The sequence below is a fragment of the Kitasatospora sp. NEAU-69 genome (assembly GCF_057158765.1).
On sequence record NZ_JBWXUE010000026.1, the window covers coordinates 63,970 to 85,860 of the forward strand.

Genomic DNA, 21,891 nt, shown 5'->3' on the forward strand with positions numbered 1-21,891 from the left:
GCTGCTGCAGCGGCCGCTCGAAAGAAGGAACCACTCTCGTGACACCGCGCCTCGCCCTTGAACTGGACCCACCGGTCCTGCAGCTCGCTCCGGCGCGGCCGGCTGAGGAGGAGGTGGCCAGGCTACTGGCGGGCCGCCACCACGACCCGCACGCAGTGCTCGGCGCGCACTCCGGCAAGGCCGGGGTGGCGGTCCGGGCACTGCGCCCGGGAGCCGAACGGGTGCTGCTGGAGACCGCGATGGGGCGGATCGCGCTCGCGCCCGGCGAGGACGGGCTCTTCACCGGCCTGATGCCGACCGGCTGGATACCCGACTACCGGTTCGTGGTCACCCCGAAGGGCACCGCCGAGGGGGATGCGCAGGCCGAGGCGCCCGAGCAGATCGAGCAGGACGGCTACCGGTTCGCGCCGACACTCGGCGAGTTGGACCTGCACCTGGTGCGGGAGGGCCGGCACGAGCAGCTCTGGCAGGCGCTCGGCTCCCGGGTTTGCACCATCGACGGCGTCACCGGCGTGGCGTTCGCGCTCTGGGCGCCGAACGCGGTCGGCGTCCGGGTGATCGGGGACTTCAACTTCTGGGACGGCACCGGGTTCCCGATGCGCTCGCTGGGCTCCAGCGGCGTCTGGGAGCTCTTCGTGCCGGGCATCGGCGACGGGACGGTCTACAAGTACGAGATCGCGACCCGTGACGGGCGGCTGCTGCAGAAGGCCGACCCGCTCGCCCGGCGCACCGAACTCCCGCCCGCCACCGCCTCGGTGGTGTACAGCTCGGAGTACGTCTGGAACGACGACTCCTGGCTCGCGCACCGGTCCCGGAACTCCTACCTGCACTCCTCGATGTCGGTCTACGAGATGCACCTGGGCTCCTGGCGGCCGGGCCTGAGCTACCGGCAGCTGGCCGAGGAGCTACCCGCCTACCTGCGCGAACTGAACTTCACGCACGTGGAGTTCCTGCCGGTGATGGAGCACCCGTTCGGCGGCTCCTGGGGCTACCAGGTCACCGGCTTCTACGCGCCGACCGCCCGGCTGGGCACGCCGGACGACTTCAAGTTCCTGATCGACGCGCTGCACCGGGCCGGCATCGGCGTGATCGTGGACTGGGTGCCGGCGCACTTCCCGAAGGACGACTTCGCGCTCGCCCGGTTCGACGGCGAGCCGCTCTACGAGCCGGCCGACCCGCGCCGCGCCGAGCACCCCGACTGGGGCACCCTGGAGTTCGACTACGGTCGCCCCGAGGTGCGCAACTTCCTGGTCGCCAACGCGGTGTACTGGTGCGAGGAGTTCCACATCGACGGCCTGCGGGTGGACGCCGTCGCCTCGATGCTCTACCTCGACTACTCCCGCGACCACGACAAGTGGCTGCCCAACCAGTACGGCGGCCGGGAGAACCTGGACGCGGTCGCCTTCCTGCAGGAGATGAACGCGACCGTCTACCGCCGCAACCCCGGTGTGGTCACCATCGCCGAGGAGTCCACCTCCTGGGACGGGGTGACCCGCCCGACCGAGTCCGGCGGCCTCGGCTTCGGCCTGAAGTGGAACATGGGCTGGATGCACGACTCGCTGCGGTACTTCTCCCGCGACACCGTCCACCGGCAGTACCACCACAACGAGTTGACCTTCGCGATGGTCTACGCGTACTCCGAGCACTTCGTGTTGCCGATCTCGCACGACGAAGTCGTCTACGGCAAGGGCTCGTTGGTCAACAAGATGCCCGGCGACTGGTGGCAGCAGCGCGCCAACCAGCGGGCCTACCTCGGCTTCATGTGGGCCCACCCGGGCAAGCACCTGCTCTTCATGGGCCAGGAGTTCGCCCAGGGCGCGGAGTGGGACCACGACGGCGGACCGCAGTGGTGGCTGCTCGACGACAGCTACCAGGCCGCCGCCGACCACCGGGGCATGCAGCGCCTGGTCGGCGAGCTCAACCGGGTGTACCAGGACTACCCGGCGCTGTGGCAGCTGGACTCCGACTCGCACGGCTTCCAGTGGCTGGACGCCGACGCGGCGGCCGACAACGTCTACTCCTTCGTCCGGCGGGACGCGGCGGGCCGGCTGCTGGTCTGCGTCAGCAACCTCAACCCGACGGTACGGGTGAACTACCGGATCGGCCTGCCGGCCGACGGCCGCTGGCACCCCGTGCTGGACACCGACCAGCCCGGCTTCGGCGGCAGCGGGGCCGGCCGCACCGAGCCGTACCAGGCCCAGCACCAGCCCTGGCACGGCCAGCAGTTCAGCGCCGAACTGACGCTGCCGCCGCTGGCCACGATCTGGCTCTGCCCGGAGGGCCCGGACCTGCCGCTGGCGCCGGCCCGGCCGCTGGCCTGAGCCCGGACAGGCCGGGCGCCCGGGGGGCGCCCGGCCTGGGGCGGGATCGTGCTGGGGTGGATCAGCGGGTGCTGACGGTGGCGCGGATGGGCTGGGTCAGCGGCAGCAGGCCGACCTCGCCGAGCGCCTGCTTGTAGGCGCCCATGGCCTCGGTGACGTATCCGCTGTGCTGCCAGAGGTCGCCGACCTGTCGCCAGACCTGGGCGGTGAGCCGGGTGGGGGGAATCTGACCCAAATGCCGCTCGGTCGCCCGCAGGGTCTCCAGCGCCTCCGTCGTCTCGCCCTTCTCGAACTGCGCCTGGGCGAGCAGGACTCGAGCCCGCGCCGACTCCCAGCGGGCGTCGTTGCGCAGCAGGCCGAGCGCGCGGCTGGCCTGCTCGGAGGCAAGCTCCGGGTTGCCCTGTCGGATCGCCAACCGAGCCTGAGTGATCTCGACCAGTGCCTGCTCCATGGCGGTGCCGACGTCCAGCACTGCGGCTTGGGCATCGGTCAGCAGCGCCTGCGTTCGCTCAAGGTCGTCGGAGTCCGAATCCAGGAGGTAGGAGGCACAGTTGAGCTTGAGGACGCCCGTATGGCGGATGTTGTCGTTCTCCGCCATCAGCACCAAGGCGCGTTCCGTGAGTGCGAGCGCCTCGGCGACGCGGTTCTGTGAGCGGGCGACCACGGCGGCGTTCCAGTAGACCGAACCCCGAGCAACCCGGGACCCGTTCTCCTCGGCCACTGTGGTGAGCCGGTCGACCAGCAGCTGGGCGTGCGTCAGATCGCCGCGGTGGAAGTAGCACGTGATCAGCGTGGAGCCGAGCTGGATGTGGTCGTCGGTGACGTCGAGGCCCAGGCCGTCCAGCTGCTTCATGGCCCGCTCGCCGATCTCAACGCTCAGCACGTGGTCGCCGGCATCGCGGTAGGCACGGCACAGCGCCACCGCGAGCTGAGCCCACTCCGCTGAGCCCGGAACGGTTCCCGGGTCCTCGAAGAGCTTGTTGAAGAGCTGGATCGCGGCTTCCAGGCGGCCGAGCTTCTCGAAGGCCAGCGCTTGGCCGAGCCTGGCCCGCCGGATCGTGGCCTCGCCGAGCAGGGGGGAGTTCGCCAGCGCCTCGCTGTAGGACTGCAGCGCCTCACCGTTGGAGCCGTTGCGCAGCGCCATGTCCCCGAAGGCGACCTTGAGCTCCAGCTCCTTGACCCGGGCGTCGTCCCTGCCGGTCTTCAGGTAGTCGACCGTGCACCCCACCCGGTCGGCGAGTGCTTTGAGCACCGTCTCCGAGGGAGCCCGCTTCCCGGTTTCGATCAAGGAGACATAGCTGACCGAGATGTCCGCGGAGGCCAGGTCCTGCTGGTTGAGTCCGCGCTTCTGGCGCAACTCGCGCAGCCGCTGCCCGATCCCGTTCGTACCGCTCTGTGATTGGTCCATGGTTCTCCGGTCAACGGGGAGGACGGCTGGTTCAGCCGCACCTCGGGGATGCCCATTTGACTCCATCTTTTACACCACCAGCTGACAGTAGCCAAGGTTACCGACCGAGCCGGGGGCAGTGCATCAGATGAACGCTCCCAGCCTCCTCCACTCTTCCCTGAAACGCCATGGTCACGCTCCGTGGGGGGTGACAGCGCAGTCAAGTTGATGATTGACAGCTGGGGTCAACTTGGATTGACTCTGCCTGTCAACAGATTCGGCTCGGCGAAAGGCACGTAGTCATGCGCAAGGTCCTTCCGCTCCTCCTCTCGGCAGTCGTCCTCGCCTCCGCGGGTGTGCTCGCCACCAGCTCCGGCAGTGTGGCGAGCACGCCGACGACGCAGCAGGCGCCACTGGTGACCTCCAACACGGGGGCCGCGGCGCCGACCGCCTCGCCGATGGGTGAGAACGGCGGCTGCTGCTAACCACGTCCGACGCTGAGCGCCACCACCACCCCAGAAGGGACACACCATGCGGATCGACCTCCTGACCAGGGAATACCCGCCGGAGGTCTACGGCGGAGCCGGCGTTCACGCCGCGGAACTCACCCGCGCGATGCGCGGTCTCGCCGATGTCAGAGTCCGCTGCCTAGGGGTCGAGCGGAGCGAAGCCGGGACCACGGCCTACTCGCTACCCGAGGACCTCGCCGGGGCGAACGCCGCACTGCAGTTCCTCGGCGCCGACCTGCGGATCGCCGCCGACTGCGCCGGTGCCGACCTGGTACACAGTCACACCTGGTACGCGAACGCGGCCGGTCACCTGGCCAAGCTGCTGCACGGCGTACCGCATGTCATGACGGCGCACAGCCTGGAGCCGCTGCGCCCGTGGAAGGCCGAGCAACTGGGCGGCGGATACGCGCTCTCCAGCTGGATGGAGCGCTCCGCGGCGATAGCGGCCGATGCGCTGATCGCGGTCTCCGCCGCGATGCGCGAGGACATCCTCACCGCTTATCCCGAGGTTGACGCGGCAAAGGTGCACGTCATCCACAACGGGATCGACACCAATGACTACCGGGCCGACCCGCGCACCGACGCGCTGGAACGTTTCGGCATCGACCCGCGCCGCCCGATCGTGCTCTTCGTCGGCCGGATCACCCGGCAGAAGGGTCTGCCGCACCTGCTGCGGGCCGCGTTCGGCCTGCACCCCGACGCGCAGTTGGTGCTCTGCTGCGGCCAGCCGGACACTCCGGAGATCGACGCCGAGGTCGCCGCGCTGATCGAGGAGCTGGGCCGGGTCCGCGAGGGCGTGGTCCGGATCGACGGCATGCTGGAGACCCGCAGCCTGCGCCAACTGCTCACGCACGCCACGGTCTTCGTCTGCCCCTCGATGTACGAGCCGATGGGCATCGTCAATCTCGAGGCGATGGCCTGCGGAACCGCCGTGGTCGCGACCGCGGTCGGCGGGATCCCCGAGGTCGTCGAGGACGGCGCCACCGGTCTGCTCGTCCCGTACGAGCAACTGCCCGACGGCACCGGCGAGCCGGCCGACCCGGAGCAGCTCGCACAGGAACTCGCGAGCACGATCAACCGGCTGATCGACGACCGTGAGCTGGCCGAACGCCTCGGCGCGGCCGGGCGGGACCGGGCGGTCGAGCACTTCTCCTGGACCGGTGTCGCGGAGCGCACGCTGCTCGTCTACGAGAAGCTGGTCGGCTGAGACCGCGCCGCTTCCGGCATCCCGTTCTCCATCACTCCGTCCTGCTGCGCGGTGTCTTCCTGCGCGGTGTTCTCCGGACCGCTGTCCGGGGTGAGCAGCGCCAGGGCCGGCCCGGCCATCGCGGTGGCCAGCAGGGCGACGACCAGTAGCGCCTCGAAGAGCCGGTGGCCGATGAGCCCGGCCTGGTAGCCGGTGGTCAGCACGACGATCTCGGTCAGCCCGCGGGTGTTCATCAGCACGCCGAGGCGCAGCGCGTCGCGGCCGGCGAACCCGTAGCGCGCGCCGACCACCGTGCAGGCCGCGAGCTTCGACACGGTGGCGACCACCAGCAGGACGGCGACCAGGGCGAGGAAGCCGGCGTCGGTCAGGTCCCGGCCGAGATCGACCTGCTGGCCGGCGCCCAGGAAGAAGCAGGGCAGCAGGACGGCGGCCAGCTGGCTGATCACGGGGATCGATTGCGGTTGGGGTGGCTGCGGCGGCCCGATCGCGGCCAGGGGCGTGCGCTGTACTCCGGGGGGCTGGGCGCCGGCCGGTGGCGGGGGAGTGGTGGTGGCGCGCTGCGTCGGCCAGGCCAGGCCGAGTACCAGGCCGCCGAAGAGCGGGTGCAGGCCGAGTGCGGACGAGCACGCCGCGGCCAGGCAGATCGCGCCGGTCAGCGTCACGGCGCTGGTTTCGCGCCGTCCGCGCGCTGTTTCAAGCCGGGAGTGCGCCGCCGCCCAGGCCCGTGCCGGTCCGGATTGACTCGTCGAACGTTCGGGCCGATCCGCCGTGTCACGGCCGTCGGCAGCGGCAGCGGCGGCAGTGGCGGCAGCGGTGCGGCGGCGGGCCAGCAGGCCCGCGCAGCCCGTGGCGAGAGCGGCGGCCAGCAGCTGCGGCCAGCCCATCCGGCCGGCTGCCCAGAGGGAGAGCCCGAGCAGGCACCAGCAGGCGCCGTCGCCGATCGAGGCGGCGAGCAGGCTGAGCCGTCCGACCGGGGTCTGCTCCAGGCCGCGGTCCTGCAGGATCCGGGCCAGCACCGGCACGGCGGTCACTCCGAGTGCACAAGCCAGGAAGAGCGCGAACGCCCACGGCCCGGTGCCCGCACCGGCCAGCCGCTGTCCGAAGAGCCACGGCGCGAGGGCCAGACCGGCGACGGCCGGGGCGAGCAGTGACACCAGGGCGAGCATGATCGGTGCGCCCGGCCGGCTGCCCGGCTCTGGCGTGGCGCCGCCGTCACGCCGGTCCGGCCCGGCCTCGTCCGTCCCGGCCCGGTCCGCCGTCGGCGCCCCGGAGCGACTGTCCGCGGCGACCAGATGGTGGCCGATCTCGAACGCGTAGAGCGCTACCGCGAGCTGGGCGAGGCCGTTCAGCACCGGTCGTACTTCGTCTCCGAACAACTGGCCGTGCAGGCCGGGAAGCAGCCTGCCGAGCAGGGTCGGCCCGAGGATCACTCCGACTGCGATCTCGGCCAGCACGGCGGGCTGTCCGAGTCGAGTGGCCAGTCTTCCGGCGCCCCGGCTGAGCCCCAGGAGGAGGGCGAGTCCGGCCAGTAGTCGGGTTGTCGCGTCAAATGAAGTCACTGGCGGCACCAGTCGGTCCCACGCGGGGTGACCAGCCGGAACGCGCCCAGTACAGGCCTCGCCATACCGCGCCTCCCGCGTCCGGATGTCCCCATGGCTAGCATGCGACCATCCAGTGACACGCTGATTGACAGTCAGAAATATATCTTGTCATCCAAAATGCGGCGGCGCCCGGTCGTGGGTGGGGGCGTACTGTTCGATGTCCCAACGATCACGCCGGGGGGAAAATCACGGCGAACTGGTTCGAGTACGGCTTTCCCCGTGGCTCCGGGGTGGCCACGGTTGATCTTGAGAACTCGGCCGCGGCGTGGCGCCCGACTCCGTCGGCCGGTGCCGGACGCTGCCGCGTGGTCCGCCGAGCGGACAGGGCCTGGGGTCGAAGCGGCACCGGTGCGAGGATGGGCGGCAGAACCGTCGCGGTGATCAAGGAGCCAGCCCATGACCAGCAGCGCCGTCCACTCCCAGCGGATTGCCTTTCTCGGCACCGGAAAAATCGGCGAGGCCTTGCTGTCCGGCCTGCTGCGGGCGGGCAAGAGTCCGACGGACGTTCTGGTCACGGCGCGCCGCCCGGAACGCGCCGCCGAGCTCGCCGCCCGTTACGGAGTGTCCGCAACCAGCAACCAGGAGGCGGCCAAGCTCGCCGACACCCTGATCCTGGCCGTGAAGCCGCAGGACATGGGCACGCTGATGGAGGAGCTGGGCCCGCACGTCGGCGCTGATCGCCTGGTCATCTCGGCTGCGGCCGGTATTCCGACCCGCTGGCTCGAGGCCCGGCTGCCGACCGGCACCGCGGTGGTCCGTGTGATGCCCAACACACCCGTGCTGGTGGACGAGGGGATGAGCGTGATCTCCGGTGGTTCGCATGCCACGGAGGAGCACCTGCTGCGGACGGAGGAGATCTTCCAGTCGGTCGGCAAGGCGCTGCGGCTGCCGGAGGCCCAGCAGGACGCCGCCACCGCGCTCTCCGGGTCGGGCCCCGCCTACTTCTACTACCTGGTCGAGGCGATGACCGACGCGGGGATCCTGCTCGGCCTGCCCCGGCAGGTCGCGCACGACCTGATCGTCCAGTCGGCGATCGGCGCCTCGGTGATGCTCCGCGACTCCGGCGAGCACCCGGTCAAACTGCGCGAGGCGGTCACCTCACCGGCCGGCACCACCATCGCGGCGATCCGCGAGTTGGAGAACCACGGGGTGCGGGCGGCGCTGCTCGGCGCACTGGAGGCGGCCCGGGACCGGTCCCAGGAGCTGGCCTCCGGTGGGAAGTGACGCCACACGCGTGATGCCGCCGGCTCCGGACAGGCGCTAGTCCCGATCCGGGCCGGGCTTCGGTGGGATCGGTCGGGCCGGCGTCGGCCGCGGTGGGACCGCCTGGGCCGGTGGGACGGGCGCGGCCGGTGGTACGCGCCGTCTGCGGCGCGGCCGGTGCGGCATCAGCTCGGTCCGGGCGCCCGCGTCGGCGGCGCGGACCAAGGGGATCCGCGGCGGGAAGGCCAGCACGGTGGCTTCGGTGTCGCCGGTCGCGTCGGGGCTGTGGGGCCCCGCGCCGCCGGGTCCGGCGGCGGGAGTTGACGAGCTTTCCGGGTCGGCCGGGTCGGCCGGGTGGTTCGCGGTCGGCGTTGCGGCGGCCGGCCCGGGGTCGGCAGCCTCCGGGGCCCGATGGGCGGCGTAGCGCTGCGCGTCCTGCCAGCCGTCGGCATAGGCGCGCTCGCGGCTCCGGTCCAGTTCGTCCTGGGTGGTCACCACGAAGCCCGCCGGCAGGTTCTGTTCGATCAGCACGGCCAGCAGCCGGTTGACCACGGTCGACGGAAGTCGGCGAGCCCCCGCTTCGCCGATGGGATCCATGGACGCGAGACGACCGAGCAGGGCGAGGAGGGTAGGGTCCGCCTCGCCCGAGGTTGAGTGTGGGGGCAGTCCCCCGTCTGCGTGATTCTTCTGCCCCGCCACGCGCTGAACGCCTCTCGCCCAACCGGCCTCAGCCCGCTGCGAGCCGCCGTGTGGTCGTGCTTCCCACCCCACTGTCGCGACCCGTGCCCTGCTCGGTACCCGGCTCTTCCGGTGTGAACTGCTGGGCGACCTTGATGAACATCTCACGTCGGTCGTCAGGAATCCCGAGCGCCTCCGCAACCTGCTCCAGAGTCATCCGGGCAACGACGTATCCGTCCGCGGACGAGCCCGAGATCACCCCCACCGCAGAGTAACCGACCGCCTCCGGAAGATCTTCCTCGGTCAGCTTCCCCGAGCGGATCAGGATCTCGCGGACCGGGATGTCCAGTGCCCGGGCAAGGCCGCGCATGGTGTCCAGGTCGGGCATGCTCTGGCGTTGCAACAGCCGGGTGACTGCTGCCCGGTGCACCCCGGCGTCCTCGGCCAGCTTGGACTTGCCACCGCCGCGCGGGCTGTCGATGTCGTAGCCGCGATCGCGCATGAGCCCCTCGACCCATGCTGCGAACCGTTCGATGTCTGTGCCGTTAGGCATCATCAGTGGTTTGCCTCCCTCCACCTGTCACGCATCGCAGCTTCAGGTTACCGCTCGCTCGCGCACGCAATGTGCCGCAGTGCTGAACGTGATGGTGACGATTTGCGAATGATCTGCCGATCGGCGGGCCAAAGGAGGCCCACTCAGGGCCTGCTGAGGTGGTGCTGAAGAGGCACTGACGAGACGCTGAGGGCTCGCTGGGGTGCTGCTGAAGGCCCGTCAGAGGCCTGCCGGAGGCCCATCGGAGGCCCGACGGCGTCCGTCGGCGATCAAAGAGCTTGCGAGCGCGATCGCAACAAAGCAAGATGGATGCGCACACGCAACAACGGGCGATGCCACGCCTGCGCGCACTCCCACCGCCGCGCAGGCCACCGTCCCGCGGCCGCCGGCCGGGGACGCACACCGCCGCACGCCGTTTCGCCGTCCCACATCGCGCCCTGCCGACACCAGGAGTACCGCCGCCATGCCGACCTCCCGCACCGCACCGGACGACGACCTCGCGGACTGGCGCCTCGCCGCAGCCTGCACTGACCTGCCGGCGCGCACGGTCTTCGCGACGCGACTGAAGCTGGCCCGCCCGGCGCTCGGCCGCTGCCTGCGCTGCCCGGTGGCGCGTGAGTGCCGGGCGGCGGTGGCGCCGGAGCACTCCTGGTTCGACGGGGTCTGCGGCGGCGTGCTCTGGCGCAACGGGCGGAGCATCGCCCGCGCCGAGCAGGCCGACTGACGGTCGGCCGGCGCCGCCGCGCGCAGCCACCCACGGCTGCCGAACGGGCCATGGCGGCGCCAACCCCACTGCGGGGATCAGTAGTTCCAACGACCACACTCAGGGGGACCACTCGCATGACCGCAGCATCCGCAGGACCCGCAGAAGTCACCGCAGCCACCGAGGACGCCGAGGCCGGCATGCCGTCCGCCACCGTGCCGCCAGCCACCGGCCCGTCCGCGTTCGCCGGCCGGCACGCCGCCCGCGCGGCGCTCTGGCTGGACATCCTCGACCGGCAGTTCCCCGAGCTGATCACCGAGCTCGCGCCCGGCCGCCCCGGCGCCTCGACCCGCTCGCGCGCCCCGCTGGCCCCGGCCGCCCTCGCGGCCCGCGCCGAGCGAGACCGCGCCGACCGCGACGCCGCGCACTGGAACGAGCAGCACGGGCTGGCCGCGGCCGGCGGCGGGGCGGCGCCGATCAACCTGCACGTCTCCGACGCGATCCGCGACATCACCGACGGCGTGGTCGAGTTGGAGGAGGCGGTCTGGGAGAAGCTGCGGCTGGGCCGCCCCCGCCGAGCGGACGTGCCGACCCGGATCGGCCGGCTCGCCGCACTGCTCGACAGGGTCGCCGAGCACCCGCTGCTCTCCGCGCACGTGCTGGACGAGAGCCGCCGGATGGCCCGCCGCTGTGCGTCCGCGCTCGGCGAGACGGAGATGCTGGTCCGGGTGCGCGGCCGCTGCCCCTGGTGCGATTCGGTGTCGCTGCGGGCCTTCCCGGCCTGGCGCGCCGTGCTCTGCGTCAACCCCGGCTGCCGCTGCACCGACGAGGAGTGCGGCTGCACGACCAACCCCGGCCGGCGGCACACCTGGCAGGAGACCTCCTGGGGCCAGCTCGCCCTGGACGCGGGCGTGGACGAAGCGGTGCTCGCCGCCCTGGTGGCCGACGCCGAGGCCGAACCGACCGGCGTGTCCGCAGCCGAGACCGCCGAAGCCGTCGCAGCCGCCGGAACCGTCAACGGCGAGCAGGAGACGGGCCGATGAGCATCGCCTTCACCCCCAGCCTGCCGGCCGGCCCGGCCCTGGTCACCGGCGTGATCGCCGCCGCCGAGGTCGAGGTCGCACCGGCCACCATCCGCAAGTGGGTCCAGCTCGGCCACCTGGCCGCCGCCGGCCGCCGCGGCAAGGCGCTGCTCTTCCGCCTGGAGGACGTCTTCGCCGCCGAACGGGCCACCCGCCGCCGCCACGAGCGCAGTTGACGGACTGGCGGACGCAGACCGACCAGCACAGCACGAGACCCCCGCCGCAGCAGGATCGCGGCGGGGGTCTCGTGCTGTCTCCGGCCCCGTCCGGCTCAGGCCGGCGGCAGGTCGGCGGGTTCCGGTGCGCGTGACTTCGCCTTCTCCGGTGTGCGTCCTATCAGCCAGGCCACGCCCAGGCAGGCCAGTCCAGGGGGGACAAGCAGGAAGGGCATGACCATCCGCTGGCTGGAGACGGCGGAGGTGGCCTCCACGCTGCCAGGGTGCGCCGGGTCGTAGACGACGTCCACCGTCTTGCCGACCGCGGCGCCATCGATGCCCTTGGTCCAGGTGTCCGCCGGAGCACCGGGTGTCGCTGGGAAGCCGAGCAGGAAGAAGGTGTTGCGGGGCTCACGCCTGATCTCTTTGACGATCGCCGTGGCGTGCACGCCGTGCTCGAGCGCGGCGTACTGGTCCTCCAGATGGACCAGGGCACCAAGGAAGCCCACCCCTGCCACCGCCGGCACAGCCGCCGCTGCCCAGCGGCGCATGCGCTTGGCGATCCCCAGAGGCCTCAGGGCCGTTGTGTTCGTCTGCACATATGGATCTTGGCAGTCCGCTGCCGGGCGCACCGGCGAACGGCCGATCCCGCCCGGGCCGGAACTGCTTCTCCGAATAAGTTGCGCTCGCGCGCGCACTCGGTCACGATAGGTGCAGCGGCGGAGCTGTGCCCCGAACAACGGGGCGCGGATCCGCCGCTTCGCGTTGGGCGGCCTCGGGCGCCCGGCGGGTGTACGGACTCCCTCCCTCGCATCGCACCGAGGTCCCAGTCACCCAGCCGGGCCCCGACCGCCCGACACCCCCGCAGCCCTGAATCGCGGTCAGAAGAAAGGAGCAGCACTCATGACGACACCACCCTTGCCGGTCTCCTACCCGGACGCCGAGCAGATGGTCATCGCCCTCCTTCGCGGGCGGCCCGAACTCGTCAACATCACGGTCGACAACAAGCCGCCGGCCACCTTCGACGGGACGCAGAACCTCATCCTGGTCTCGCGCACCGGCGGTGCCTGGATCGACGACCAGCACCTCGACACACCGTGGGTCGACATGGAGGCCTACGGGCCGGACAAGACCACCGCCCACGCGAACCTGCTGCTCGCCCGGTCCGCGACGCTGCTGCTGCGCGGCAGCGTCTACGGCGCGGCGCAGGTCCTCGACGTCGTCGAGACCGACGGCCCGCGCTGGCTCCCTGACTACCTCCACCCGAACGGCTTCCGCTACCGCAACACCACGCGGTACACCGTTCAGCCGGCCTGACCCTGACGGCCCGGCATCCCCGAGCGCCTCATCGCGCTCCCCGCGAACGAGCCTGACGGCTCGTCGCCCCCTGGGCGCGCCACGCGCCCTCCACAAGCAGGCCCCGTCCACATCGGCGGGGCCTTCGTCGTTCCCGGACCCGGGAACGGCCACCGCAGAAACCAAGGAGTAACCATGGCAGGCTCGAACTCTGGCGAGATCCGCGTCGCCGGTGCTGGTCGCATCCTCATCGCCCCGGTCGGCACCGCCGCCCCGACGGACGTCTCCACCGCCTGGGGCGCGTCCTGGGTGGACCTGGGCTACACCTCGACCGACGGCATCAAGATCACCAAGAAGGACAAGCTCGACCCGATCCACAGCTGGCAGTCGGCCAGCGCCTCGCGGCTGGTCTTCGCGGAGCGCGACCTGAAGGTCAAGTTCCAGCTGCTGCAGGTGAACTCGTCCACGCTGCCGATGTTCCTCGGTGGCGACGGCGCGCTGGCCGCGTCCACCCCCGGCACCGCCACCCCGCCGCCGCCCACCGTCTACTCCTACAACCTGGCGACCATCCCGGTGGCCAACGAGAAGACGCTCGGCATCGAGTTCACCGACGGTTCGGCCGTCACCTACCGCTTCATCATCCCCCGCGGCCAGGTGACCGACACCGAGGACCTGACCCTGGCGCGCAGCGCCGCCATCAAGCTCGGTATCACCTTCACCGCGCTGGCGACGAACGACGTCAACCCGCTCGCCACCATCCTGATGAACGACAAGGCCATGGCCAACGTGCCGGTCGCCTGACGCTTCGTCACCACCCAGGAGCCCGGGGGCTTTCCGCCCCCGGGCTCTGCCCTTTCCCACTTTCCGACTCCCACACAGAGGAGACATCCATGGCCAGCTTCAGCGTCAACGCCGCCCGCGCCCAGCGCCAGGAGGCGCTCGGTCGCTCCTGGACCTTCGAGATCGACGGCGACGTCTTCGAACTCCCCACCGAGCTGACCCGTCGCGTCGCGCGCAAGCTCGCAAAGCTGGACGACAACGACGTCGACGGCCTGCTGCGACTGCTTCTCGGTGAGGCCCAGTTCGAGCGTCTGGACCGCCACGAGCTGTCCATGCAGGACATCGGCGCGATCCTCGAGGCGTACGGCAAGGAGTCCGGGCTCGGCCTGGGGGAATGATCAGCCTCGGCGCGTTCGTAGACGAACACGCCGAGGCGCTCGAAGCCGACCTGCTCCGGCACTACGGCATCGACCTGCTCGACTGGCACCGCGACCGGCTCTCCGCCCGCCGGCTCGCGGTGCTGATCCGGCACATGCCGGCGGACAGCGCGCTGGCTCGCGAACTCCACGGGGAGGCCGCCGACTGGTCCGTCACGGACCATCTGCTCGCGGCCGCCGTGGATCACTTGGCCGTCTCCAACTGGATGTTCGCCACCATCAACCGCGACGAGGATGCCGACCCGCTCGACCCGCCGGAGCCGATCGCGCGCCCGGGCATGCAGTCGGACGTGGACCCGGACGCCACCTCCCGCGCCACGGACCCCGCCCCGGCCGGCCCGGCCCTGCCTGGTTCCTCATCGCCCGCCGAAATCCGGCAGTTCTTCGCTTAAACCAGCAGGAAGGGGCCGGAAAATGAGTAATCCGCCTCCCAGTAACTGGCACCATGACATAAATCCGGAAAACATACCGGGCGAGATCGCAAGCCTCAGAGCGGACCTCCTGGCTCAGACGTACAACACGGAGAACCTGAGCCGGCAGTTCGCTCAGGTCAGCGCCCAGGTCGTCTATTTCCAGGCGCAGCTGGTAAGCATCAACCCGGATCCGCTCAACATCAATCTCCATGGCGTCACCTTCATGGGGATCGAGATCTTTAGGTGGCCCGGGGTCGCGTTCTTCGAAGCGAAGATGGAAAACGTCTTCAAGAGCATTGTCTTCAAGGGGCATCCGCTCACCCGAGATGCCAAGGAGAACGACCCCGAGTGGGGGCTCGCCAAGCGCATGAAGCAGCTTGAGGGAATGGTCGGAAAGGTCGATGGCAAGACCGAGAAGATCGAAGCCGAGATCGCCAAGAGGAATGCCCTGAAGGCGAGCATTCCCGGCGCGGAGGATGCGGCGAAGAAGACCAAGGCTGCCCGCGACCTCGCCCCCTACGACCTCGAGAAGATTCGGGAGGACGAGGAGGCGAAGAGCAGAGTCGCGGCGATCAATAAAGAGATCGAGCAGAAGGATGCCAATATCGCGAAGCTGGAGAAGAGGGCACAGAAGTATCTCGACAAGATGACGAGCTTCGAACCGAAGATCACAGAGGCCATGGCGAAGGCTGAGGATCTCCGGAAGGCGAAGGAGGAATCCGAGAAGAACGCCCAGTCCATCCGGGGAACGATCAGTCACCTGAGCGGCGCGATCGCTGACCTGAAGAGCACGATAGCCTCCTGAGGAAGCTGGAAGTAAAATGAATCTCAATCAAGCTCTTGGGATCGCCTCGTCGTCGCTCGGAAAGTTCCGCAGCAGCATGTCCGAGGCGGTCGGTAGTGTTGACAAGCTGAAGACGGCGGTGACCGGGGCCGATTCCAGCCTCGGCAAGCTGAAGTCCTCGGTCACCCAGGCCGACTCCGGTGTCGAGAAACTCAAGACCGCCGCCTCCGGCGCCGATTCCAGCCTCTCCCGCATGAAGTCCTCGGTCACCCAGGCCGATTCGGGTCTGAAGAACATCAAGGGCTCCGCGTCCGCAGCCGAGAAGGAGCTCACGGCCACCGGTACCGCCTCGGGCAAGGCCGGCGGCATGTTCGGCATCTTCAAGAAGGGGTCCGAGGGTGCCGAGACCGGCATGAAGGGCCTCAACGGAGCGATGAAGGCCAACATGATCGGCCTGCTCCTGATGCTCCTCGCCCCGCTGATCCAGAAGATCATCGATCTGGTCATGAACTCCAAGACCATGCAGAAGGTCATGGAGGTCGCGTTCAACGCCATCCACAGTGTCATCGACACCGTGATGAAGGCGATCGGCCCGATCATGAAGTCGGCCGGCGACATCATCACCAAGGTCTGGAACGGCATCAAGTCCGCCATCGAGACCGTGGTCAACTGGATCGCGACGGCGATCTCGCTCTACTTCAACGCGTACAAGACAGTCATCGAGACCGTCCTGCACATCGTCCTCTCGATCGTCACCACGGTCTGGCACGCGGTCTGGGGCACCATCTCCAGCGTGCTGAACAGCATCAGCGGCACCATCTCCGGGGTCTGGAACACGATCTGGAGCACCATCAGCGGTGTTCTCGACAAGATCAAGAGTGTTGCCACCGGCGCGTTCAACTCGGTCAGGGACGCGCTCGGCAACGCCTGGAACGGGCTCTCCCACATTGCCGAGGGCGCCTTCAACTCCGTGCTCGGCGCCGTGAAGACGCCGCTGAACGCGGTGATCAGCCTGATCAACAGCGCGATCGGCGCGATCAACGGGATCCACATCGACATCCCGTCCTGGGTGCCCGGGATCGGCGGCAAGGGCTTCGGGGTGCACATCCCGACCATCCCGATGCTGGCGAACGGCGGCATCATCGCGCCGACCGCGGGCGGCACGCTCGCGCTGATCGGCGAGGGCGGCCAGCACGAGGCCGTGATCCCGCTGGACCGGCTCGACAAGATGCTCAGCGGCGGTGGCGCGAGCGGTTCCGCGATGAACCGGCTGGCCGCGGCGCTGGAGTCGCTGGCCGCGCGTCCGGTCGAGGTCCAGGTCGACTCGCAGACCATCGCCCGCGCCGTGATGGTCGGTCAGCGCCAGCTCGCCCGCCGCTGACCGGATGCCGGTGGCCGGCTACCGGTAGTCGCCATCAGCCCTCCGGTAGCCGCCATCCGGTAGCCGGCAGTCAGCAATCAGCGGACCCAGGTCCGAAAGGAGTCAGGACATGTCCCGCAATCTGTGGATCGGCCGCCCCGGTTCGCTTCAGGAGATCCCCCAGGCGGCGAAGAGCTTCGACCGCAGTGCCGATCTCGGCGTCACCACCTTCAAGTCACTGGCCGGCCGGGCGACCGTGGTCGCCACGCCGAAGCCGGTGCGGCAGACCAAGCTCAGCTGGGAGTTCCTCGACCAGCCGACCGCGGCCTTCCTCGACCGGCTGGCCCGCCGGGTGGACGGCCCCGGTCCGATCGTGGTGATCGACCCGGCCGCCGTCAACCTGCTGGAGCCGTTCCAGGCGGCCGGCACCGCCCGGCCCGGCAGCGGCGGTGCGAACCAGTGGTTCCCGATGTCCGCCGGCGTGGGCACCACCACCGTTGCCGGCACGATCGTGGAGGCGCCGAACGTGCCGGGGGCGTTCGCCTTCTCGGCGCCCGCCGCCGGGAGCCAGGTCTGCTGGCGGCACCCGGTCTGGGTCGGGATGCCGGTGATGCCGGGCATGACCGTCTCGTTCTCGCTGCCGACCCAGTTCCCGGCCGGCTCCGTGCCGCAGATGGACTTCAAGGCGCTGGACGGTACGTATCTGAGCACGGCCAAGCCGTCACCGTTGCCGACGGCGGCGGCGCCGGCCCCACGGGTCACCAGTGTGGTCCCGCCGGGCGCCGCGTTCGTCACCCTGGTCGCCACGCCCAGCCTGGTCGGTGCCTACTCGCTGGCCGGCGCCTGCTTCACCATCGCCGGTGACTGGCCCAGCGACCAGGTCGCCGGCGACGGCTGCCCGGGGATGTCGATCACGACGTACAGCGACACCGCCGCCTCCCGGCTGCCCTACCGCAACGTTTCGCTCGAACTGACGGAGGTGGGCAGTGCAGTCGGGTGACGCACCGCTGAAGGCCGCGCTGACGGCCGGCGAGCGGTCCTACGAACACACCACGCAGCTCGGCGGCCAGGACCTGTCCGCCCAGGTGCAGTACTGGAAGGTGGACCGGGCCTACAGCACCGACCTGCCGGACGCCATGCGGGCGTTCACCGGCAGCGCCTCCGCCCAGCTGGAGGTTCAGCTCTCCGGTGCCTTCGGGATCAACGCCCCGCACATGTACTCGCCGTGGGCGCCGCACTCCACCGGTGACGTGGTCCGGCCCGGCCAGTCGGTGGTGCAGAAGACCGGCCTCAACTCCGGTAGTTCGCTCCCGGTCTTCCGCGGCACGGTGCGCAGCCGCAGCGCCGACTCGGGCACCGACACCGTGGACATCATCGCGCTGGACGGTGCCGAGCGGCTGCGCGGTCCGGCGAGTCTGCCGCGCCCGTACGCCGGGTTCTTCGGCAAGGTGAAGATCGCCAGCGCCACCTGGTGTGTGGACGAGCTGCTGCGCCAGGGCGGCATCCTCACCTGCCCGCCGGTGCGCCAGCCGCCGCCGGGCACTCAGCCGACTCCGGTCGCCACGAGCGGGCCGGTCCAGTACTTCTCGCCGAACACGAACCTGCAGACCCTGGTCTTCGCCTCGCTGCACGGCGGGTTCACCCCGAGCTACGGGATTCCCGAGATCGTGCCGGACGACTCCCAGTACAGCTGGGTCCGCGCCGGTGCGCCGTACGAGATGGCCGTGCTGCCGAACCACGCCGGGATGACCATGGCCTGGATGCCCAGCACGCGCATCGTCGCGCCGGGTGGGGCGGTGCTCTTCGAGGCCAGTGTCAACACCGTGCTCCAGGCGCCCAGTGCGCAGAAGGTCGACTTCCGGCTGGTCATGCAGCGGGCGGGCAACACGTACGGCGTGATCCAGTTCGAGGTCAACTTCGCCACCGGCGTGGTCACGGCCTGGTCGGGCGCGGCCACCGTCAACACCGCGCCTGCCGCCCCCGGCGTCGTCCTGGGCTCCGGCGCCAGCGCCACCTGGACCTTCCCGCAGCTCACCACGATGGGCGGGGTCTGGCACCTCGGCGCGGTGATCGACACCGAGTGGTCGTTCATGGGCACGCGGGACGCCTCGGGCAACTGGGTCAGCAACGACGTCCTCGTGGCGCCGATCCTGCGCGCGCCGGACGGCACCACCCTCACCGGCGGCGCCGCCGAACTCAGCGGCGCGGGCGTCCAGTACGCCTCCGAGCTGCTGCGGGTCGAGGTCAGCACCGACTACGCGATCGAGGCGGTGCAGGTCAACAGCGGTGTCAACATACAGTTCCCGGTCGCCCAGTTCGAGCAGACCTGGACCAAGGGGGCGGTGCTCGACGACATGACGCTGCCGCTGTACAGCATCCCGCAGGTCAGCGGCAGCCAGTGGGACGTCATCTCGGACATCGCCAAGGCCGCCTTCAGCACTGCGGAGTTTGACGAGATGGGGGTGTTCCGCTGGCGCAACCACACCCGGTTCCTGAGCACGCCGACGGTTGCCCAGCGCACCCTCACCACGGTCGGCGACATCGCCTCGATCACGGTCTCCGAGGAGATCGACGCCTGCCGCAACTACTGCGTGGTGCCGTACCAGGACTGGACCGCCGTCGGCGTGACCTCCACCCCTAACGCCTTCCAGGACAACCAGGTCCGGGTGATCGCGCCGGACGGCACGATAACCGTCAACTACACCATGGACGAGCAGGAGTTCGACGTCGGCCCGCCGCTGGTGGACGACAACGCGTACCACAACCCCGGTTCGGCACTGCGGTTCTCCGACTCCCTGGCCGGCACCAACGCGGTCAAGGGTCGGGTGGAGACCCAGGTCAGCCGGTCGGGCGGCACGCTGACCATGACCCTGCGCAGCTGGTCGCCGAACCCGGTCTACACGGCCACCTCGACCGGCGGGGCATCCATCAACATCACGACCGAGAAGCCGGACAAGGATCCGGTGCAGCGCCTCGCCATGGCCCAGGACACGACGAGCCAGAAGAAGTACGGCCTGCAGCAGTACACCGCCGATGCGAGCGACTGGGTGCAGGACCAGGCGACCGCGTCCTCGCTGGTCGCCATGCTGAACAACGCCGGGCGGTACCCGGTCCCGCTGTTCAGCAACGTCGAGGTGCTGTACGACCCGCGGCTGCAACTCGGCGACGTGGTCGAGCTGGTGGACTACTCCGGCGCCTACCTGGACACCCTTGCCTGGGTGGTCGGGATCACCGTCGAGGCGGCCGGCGACGGCAGCGTGACGCAGACCCTGACGCTGCGCGGCACCAGTTTCAACGGCGACCCGGTCGTGCCGGTCGTCCTGAACCCGGACCCGGCGGTGGACCCGGCGGTCCCCGCGACGCACCCGAAGCTCGCTGACCTCAAGAGCACGTACCCGACCTACGGCGTCATCACCGCCAAGGGCCTGAACTACCGCGACTTCGACTGGACCCGCTGAGCCCGCGCCGGGCAGCCGAACCCACACCACAGGAGACGACAGATGACCACCCCTGCGCCCAGCACCACGCCGCCGGCCACGCCCACGCCGGTGACCCTGACCAATGATCAGATCACCGCTCTGGCAACGGAGTTGGCGGCCCAGCTGACCCAGCTGCTGGTGGCCCGCGACCCGGCGCCGGTGGCGGTCGGTGACCCGCTCGGGGGCGACACCAGTGTGACCCCGCCGAGCGGCACGGTCATCACGGCCACGCCGCAGTTCCCGCAGCCGACGCCGGTCTCCGGTGCCCCGACCACCGGCGGCACCACCGGCAGCACCACCACGACCACCACCGGCAGCACCACCGGCACCACGACCACCCCCGGAGCGACCTCGTGAAGCTGACCCCGCAGAGCCAGCTGCCGTACCCCGAGTACACCGACCCGGCCGACGTCCCGGGCAGCATCCAGCTGCTCGCCAACGCGCTCGACACCAAGACGGTGTGGTCGTTCGCCACTGCCGCCGCCCGCGACAAGCAGCTCCCCAGCCCCGCTGCGGGGACGCTGATCTACCTCACGGGCATCGGCTTCATGGTCTACAGCACCAGCGTCACGCCGAACGCCTGGGTGCCGGCGGTCCAGAACTTCTCGCAGCCGTTCGCGCTCTATCAGCAGGCCACGGCCCAGTCGCTCGCGCCCAGTACGGTCACCGCGGTCACCTTCCCGACCCCGTCGGTCGACACCGCCGGCGGCTACAAGGCGGCCAACCCGACCCGCTACACCCCGACCGTTCCCGGGTATTACCAGGTGTCCGGTCAGGTCGCCTTCACCGTTGACACCACGGCCGGCCGGATCGTGAACCTGCAGAAGAACGGCGGCGCGCTGATCGGTCAGGCCGCGGTGGGTGCGATCCCGGTCACCGGGTACTTCACCACGGTCGCGGTGACCGCGTTCGGCTACTTCAACGGCACCACCGACTACATCGAGATGATCGCGCACCAGAGCACCGTCAACACGCTCAGCACCGTGCCCGCGGGCACCCAGCTGGGCGTGAACTGGCTGCACAGCTGAGCAACAGTCAAACAGGCCAACAGTCCAACCCAACAGGGGAGTCCACATGCAGCTCGTCACCCGTGCCGACCTCGGCTGGCCCGCCTCGGCCGCGTCCGACCAGCCGACCGCCCTCGGCGTGAAGATCCACTACGAGGGAAGCCCGGTCTCCACCGACCTGCTCGGCGACCACGCGAAGTGCCTCCAGGAGTGGCAGGGCATCCGCGCCTCGCACCTGGCGAACACCGCCGAGGGCTACGTGGACATCGCCTACAACTTCGGTGCCTGCCCGCACGGTTACCTGCTCGAAGGCCGCGGCCTCGGCAAGGAGACCGCCGCCAACGGCAACCAGCCGCTGAACCACGCGGACTACGCGATAGTCGGCCTGGTCGGTGACTCCGGCCTGGTCCAGCCCACCGACGCCATGCTGAACGCGCTGCGCGACGGCATCGAGTACCTGCAGGCGAACGGCGCCGGCTCCGAGATCAAGGGCCACCGCGACGGCTACCCGACCGACTGCCCCGGCGACATCCTCTACGCCTGGGTCCAGAACGGCGCCCCCCGCCCCGGCGGCGCGCCCGCCCCGGCCCCGCAGCCGGCGCCCGCTCCCGCCCCCGCGCAGAGCGGCAACCACCCGGCCTGGCCGGGCGAGTACCTCTCGGTCCAGTCCCCGATGCTGCACGACGACAACGTGCGCACCTGGCAGCAGCGGATGGCCGACCGCGGCTGGTCGATCACGGTGGACGGCTGGTACGGCCCCGGCTCGGCATCCGTCTGCCGCCAGTTCCAGCAGCAGAAGAACCTGACCGTGGACGGGGTGGTCGGGCCGCAGACCTGGGACGCCGCCTGGACCGCACCCGTCACCGCCAACTGACCCGCAGCCGGGAGGGGGGCGAAGTGGGCAACCCCCAAATTGAACAGGGAGAAAGCCCCACA

The 21,891-nt window shown here is 70.2% G+C and carries 23 protein-coding genes; 18 read left to right on the top strand and 5 right to left on the bottom strand.

The window, feature by feature from the left end:
* Positions 1-38: 38 nt before the first annotated feature.
* On the top strand, positions 39-2,321 hold the full coding sequence (glgB, locus tag AC060L_RS27065) for a 1,4-alpha-glucan branching protein GlgB (protein WP_483801546.1): 2,283 nt from the start codon (positions 39-41) through the stop codon (positions 2,319-2,321).
* A 61-nt stretch (positions 2,322-2,382) separates the two neighbouring features.
* Here glgB and AC060L_RS27070 read toward each other — a convergent pair whose 3' ends face one another.
* A complete protein-coding gene (locus AC060L_RS27070) occupies positions 2,383-3,729 on the bottom strand; it encodes a helix-turn-helix domain-containing protein (protein ID WP_483801547.1) in 1,347 nt (448 codons plus the stop codon).
* A 281-nt stretch (positions 3,730-4,010) separates the two neighbouring features.
* Between AC060L_RS27070 and AC060L_RS27075 the strand changes: the two genes are divergently transcribed.
* Positions 4,011-4,193 carry a hypothetical protein gene (locus AC060L_RS27075; RefSeq protein WP_483801548.1) on the top strand — a complete coding sequence of 61 codons (183 nt, stop codon included), beginning with the start codon at positions 4,011-4,013 and terminating at the stop codon, positions 4,191-4,193.
* A 46-nt stretch (positions 4,194-4,239) separates the two neighbouring features.
* Positions 4,240-5,424 (top strand): glycogen synthase, encoded by a 1,185-nt coding sequence (gene glgA / locus AC060L_RS27080; protein WP_483801549.1) that lies wholly within the window; start codon positions 4,240-4,242, stop codon positions 5,422-5,424.
* On the opposite strand, the gene AC060L_RS27085 is transcribed toward glgA, so the two are convergent.
* A complete protein-coding gene (locus tag AC060L_RS27085) occupies positions 5,403-6,878 on the bottom strand; it encodes a cation:proton antiporter (protein WP_483801550.1) in 1,476 nt (491 codons plus the stop codon). The genes glgA and AC060L_RS27085 overlap by 22 nt on opposite strands.
* A 543-nt stretch (positions 6,879-7,421) precedes the next feature.
* On the opposite strand from AC060L_RS27085, the gene proC reads away from it, so the two are divergent.
* On the top strand, positions 7,422-8,249 hold the full coding sequence (proC, locus tag AC060L_RS27090; RefSeq protein ID WP_483801551.1) for a pyrroline-5-carboxylate reductase: 828 nt from the start codon (positions 7,422-7,424) through the stop codon (positions 8,247-8,249).
* Between the two features lie 36 nt (positions 8,250-8,285).
* Here proC and AC060L_RS27095 read toward each other — a convergent pair whose 3' ends face one another.
* Both AC060L_RS27095 and AC060L_RS27100 read right to left on the bottom strand, forming a co-directional pair.
* On the bottom strand, positions 8,286-8,825 hold the full coding sequence (locus AC060L_RS27095) for a hypothetical protein (RefSeq protein ID WP_483801552.1): 540 nt from the start codon (positions 8,823-8,825) through the stop codon (positions 8,286-8,288).
* A 130-nt stretch (positions 8,826-8,955) separates the two neighbouring features.
* Entirely contained in the window at positions 8,956-9,462 is a 507-nt protein-coding gene (locus tag AC060L_RS27100) for a helix-turn-helix domain-containing protein (RefSeq protein ID WP_483801553.1), read from the bottom strand.
* 460 nt (positions 9,463-9,922) lie between these two features.
* On the opposite strand from AC060L_RS27100, the gene AC060L_RS27105 reads away from it, so the two are divergent.
* From AC060L_RS27105 to AC060L_RS27115, 3 genes are all read left to right on the top strand, one after another.
* Positions 9,923-10,183 (top strand): WhiB family transcriptional regulator, encoded by a 261-nt coding sequence (locus AC060L_RS27105; RefSeq protein WP_483801554.1) that lies wholly within the window; start codon positions 9,923-9,925, stop codon positions 10,181-10,183.
* Positions 10,184-10,299: 116 nt separating this feature from the next.
* The gene (locus AC060L_RS27110; RefSeq protein WP_483801555.1) at positions 10,300-11,205 is read left to right on the top strand and encodes a hypothetical protein; all 906 of its coding nucleotides are present in this window, start codon (positions 10,300-10,302) and stop codon (positions 11,203-11,205) included.
* On the top strand, positions 11,202-11,420 hold the full coding sequence (locus AC060L_RS27115; protein ID WP_483801556.1) for a hypothetical protein: 219 nt from the start codon (positions 11,202-11,204) through the stop codon (positions 11,418-11,420). Before AC060L_RS27110 ends, AC060L_RS27115 begins: the two co-directional genes overlap by 4 nt.
* 95 nt (positions 11,421-11,515) lie before the next feature.
* Here AC060L_RS27115 and AC060L_RS27120 read toward each other — a convergent pair whose 3' ends face one another.
* A complete protein-coding gene (locus tag AC060L_RS27120) occupies positions 11,516-11,950 on the bottom strand; it encodes a hypothetical protein (RefSeq protein WP_483801557.1) in 435 nt (144 codons plus the stop codon).
* Between the two features lie 352 nt (positions 11,951-12,302).
* Here AC060L_RS27120 and AC060L_RS27125 point away from each other — a divergent pair, with 352 nt between their 5' ends.
* The 11 genes from AC060L_RS27125 to AC060L_RS27175 all read left to right on the top strand — a co-directional run bounded on the left by AC060L_RS27125 (position 12,303) and on the right by AC060L_RS27175 (position 21,829).
* Positions 12,303-12,716, top strand: a complete 414-nt coding sequence (locus tag AC060L_RS27125; protein WP_483801558.1) for a hypothetical protein — start codon at positions 12,303-12,305, stop codon at positions 12,714-12,716.
* Positions 12,717-12,890: 174 nt separating this feature from the next.
* The gene (locus AC060L_RS27130) at positions 12,891-13,496 is read left to right on the top strand and encodes a phage tail tube protein (RefSeq protein ID WP_483801559.1); all 606 of its coding nucleotides are present in this window, start codon (positions 12,891-12,893) and stop codon (positions 13,494-13,496) included.
* Between the two features lie 89 nt (positions 13,497-13,585).
* Positions 13,586-13,873 carry a hypothetical protein gene (locus AC060L_RS27135; RefSeq protein WP_483801560.1) on the top strand — a complete coding sequence of 96 codons (288 nt, stop codon included), beginning with the start codon at positions 13,586-13,588 and terminating at the stop codon, positions 13,871-13,873.
* A gap of 68 nt (positions 13,874-13,941) precedes the next feature.
* Positions 13,942-14,304, top strand: a complete 363-nt coding sequence (locus AC060L_RS27140) for a hypothetical protein (protein WP_483801605.1) — start codon at positions 13,942-13,944, stop codon at positions 14,302-14,304.
* A 22-nt stretch (positions 14,305-14,326) separates the two neighbouring features.
* A complete protein-coding gene (locus AC060L_RS27145; RefSeq protein WP_483801561.1) occupies positions 14,327-15,130 on the top strand; it encodes a hypothetical protein in 804 nt (267 codons plus the stop codon).
* Between the two features lie 16 nt (positions 15,131-15,146).
* Positions 15,147-16,490, top strand: a complete 1,344-nt coding sequence (locus AC060L_RS27150; RefSeq protein WP_483801562.1) for a phage tail protein — start codon at positions 15,147-15,149, stop codon at positions 16,488-16,490.
* A gap of 109 nt (positions 16,491-16,599) precedes the next feature.
* Positions 16,600-17,469, top strand: a complete 870-nt coding sequence (locus AC060L_RS27155; protein ID WP_483801563.1) for a hypothetical protein — start codon at positions 16,600-16,602, stop codon at positions 17,467-17,469.
* On the top strand, positions 17,456-19,927 hold the full coding sequence (locus AC060L_RS27160; RefSeq protein ID WP_483801564.1) for a hypothetical protein: 2,472 nt from the start codon (positions 17,456-17,458) through the stop codon (positions 19,925-19,927). The genes AC060L_RS27155 and AC060L_RS27160 overlap by 14 nt, the downstream gene beginning before the upstream one ends.
* Positions 19,928-19,969: 42 nt before the next feature.
* On the top strand, positions 19,970-20,305 hold the full coding sequence (locus tag AC060L_RS27165) for a hypothetical protein (protein ID WP_483801565.1): 336 nt from the start codon (positions 19,970-19,972) through the stop codon (positions 20,303-20,305).
* Positions 20,302-20,976: a hypothetical protein gene (locus AC060L_RS27170; protein ID WP_483801566.1), complete on the top strand. Its 675-nt coding sequence runs from the start codon at positions 20,302-20,304 to the stop codon at positions 20,974-20,976. Before AC060L_RS27165 ends, AC060L_RS27170 begins: the two co-directional genes overlap by 4 nt.
* 46 nt (positions 20,977-21,022) lie before the next feature.
* The gene (locus AC060L_RS27175) at positions 21,023-21,829 is read left to right on the top strand and encodes a peptidoglycan recognition protein family protein (RefSeq protein WP_483801567.1); all 807 of its coding nucleotides are present in this window, start codon (positions 21,023-21,025) and stop codon (positions 21,827-21,829) included.
* Positions 21,830-21,891: the final 62 nt, after the last annotated feature.

Bases quoted from the DNA above. Each gene is read 5' to 3' on its own strand.
- proC (WP_483801551.1), top strand. From the start codon at position 7,422: ATGACCAGCAGCGCCGTCCACTCCCAGCGGATTGCCTTTCTCGGCACC.
- AC060L_RS27125 (WP_483801558.1), top strand. From the start codon at position 12,303: ATGACGACACCACCCTTGCCGGTCTCCTACCCGGACGCCGAGCAGATG.
- AC060L_RS27145 (WP_483801561.1), top strand. From the start codon at position 14,327: ATGAGTAATCCGCCTCCCAGTAACTGGCACCATGACATAAATCCGGAA.
- AC060L_RS27115 (WP_483801556.1), top strand. From the start codon at position 11,202: ATGAGCATCGCCTTCACCCCCAGCCTGCCGGCCGGCCCGGCCCTGGTC.
- AC060L_RS27120 (WP_483801557.1), bottom strand. From the start codon at position 11,950: ATGCGCCGCTGGGCAGCGGCGGCTGTGCCGGCGGTGGCAGGGGTGGGC.
- AC060L_RS27175 (WP_483801567.1), top strand. From the start codon at position 21,023: ATGCAGCTCGTCACCCGTGCCGACCTCGGCTGGCCCGCCTCGGCCGCG.
- AC060L_RS27155 (WP_483801563.1), top strand. From the start codon at position 16,600: ATGTCCCGCAATCTGTGGATCGGCCGCCCCGGTTCGCTTCAGGAGATC.
- AC060L_RS27070 (WP_483801547.1), bottom strand. From the start codon at position 3,729: ATGGACCAATCACAGAGCGGTACGAACGGGATCGGGCAGCGGCTGCGC.
- AC060L_RS27130 (WP_483801559.1), top strand. From the start codon at position 12,891: ATGGCAGGCTCGAACTCTGGCGAGATCCGCGTCGCCGGTGCTGGTCGC.
- AC060L_RS27100 (WP_483801553.1), bottom strand. From the start codon at position 9,462: ATGATGCCTAACGGCACAGACATCGAACGGTTCGCAGCATGGGTCGAG.
- glgA (WP_483801549.1), top strand. From the start codon at position 4,240: ATGCGGATCGACCTCCTGACCAGGGAATACCCGCCGGAGGTCTACGGC.
- AC060L_RS27135 (WP_483801560.1), top strand. From the start codon at position 13,586: ATGGCCAGCTTCAGCGTCAACGCCGCCCGCGCCCAGCGCCAGGAGGCG.
- AC060L_RS27105 (WP_483801554.1), top strand. From the start codon at position 9,923: ATGCCGACCTCCCGCACCGCACCGGACGACGACCTCGCGGACTGGCGC.
- AC060L_RS27095 (WP_483801552.1), bottom strand. From the start codon at position 8,825: ATGGATCCCATCGGCGAAGCGGGGGCTCGCCGACTTCCGTCGACCGTG.
- AC060L_RS27110 (WP_483801555.1), top strand. From the start codon at position 10,300: ATGACCGCAGCATCCGCAGGACCCGCAGAAGTCACCGCAGCCACCGAG.
- AC060L_RS27150 (WP_483801562.1), top strand. From the start codon at position 15,147: ATGAATCTCAATCAAGCTCTTGGGATCGCCTCGTCGTCGCTCGGAAAG.
- AC060L_RS27075 (WP_483801548.1), top strand. From the start codon at position 4,011: ATGCGCAAGGTCCTTCCGCTCCTCCTCTCGGCAGTCGTCCTCGCCTCC.
- AC060L_RS27165 (WP_483801565.1), top strand. From the start codon at position 19,970: ATGACCACCCCTGCGCCCAGCACCACGCCGCCGGCCACGCCCACGCCG.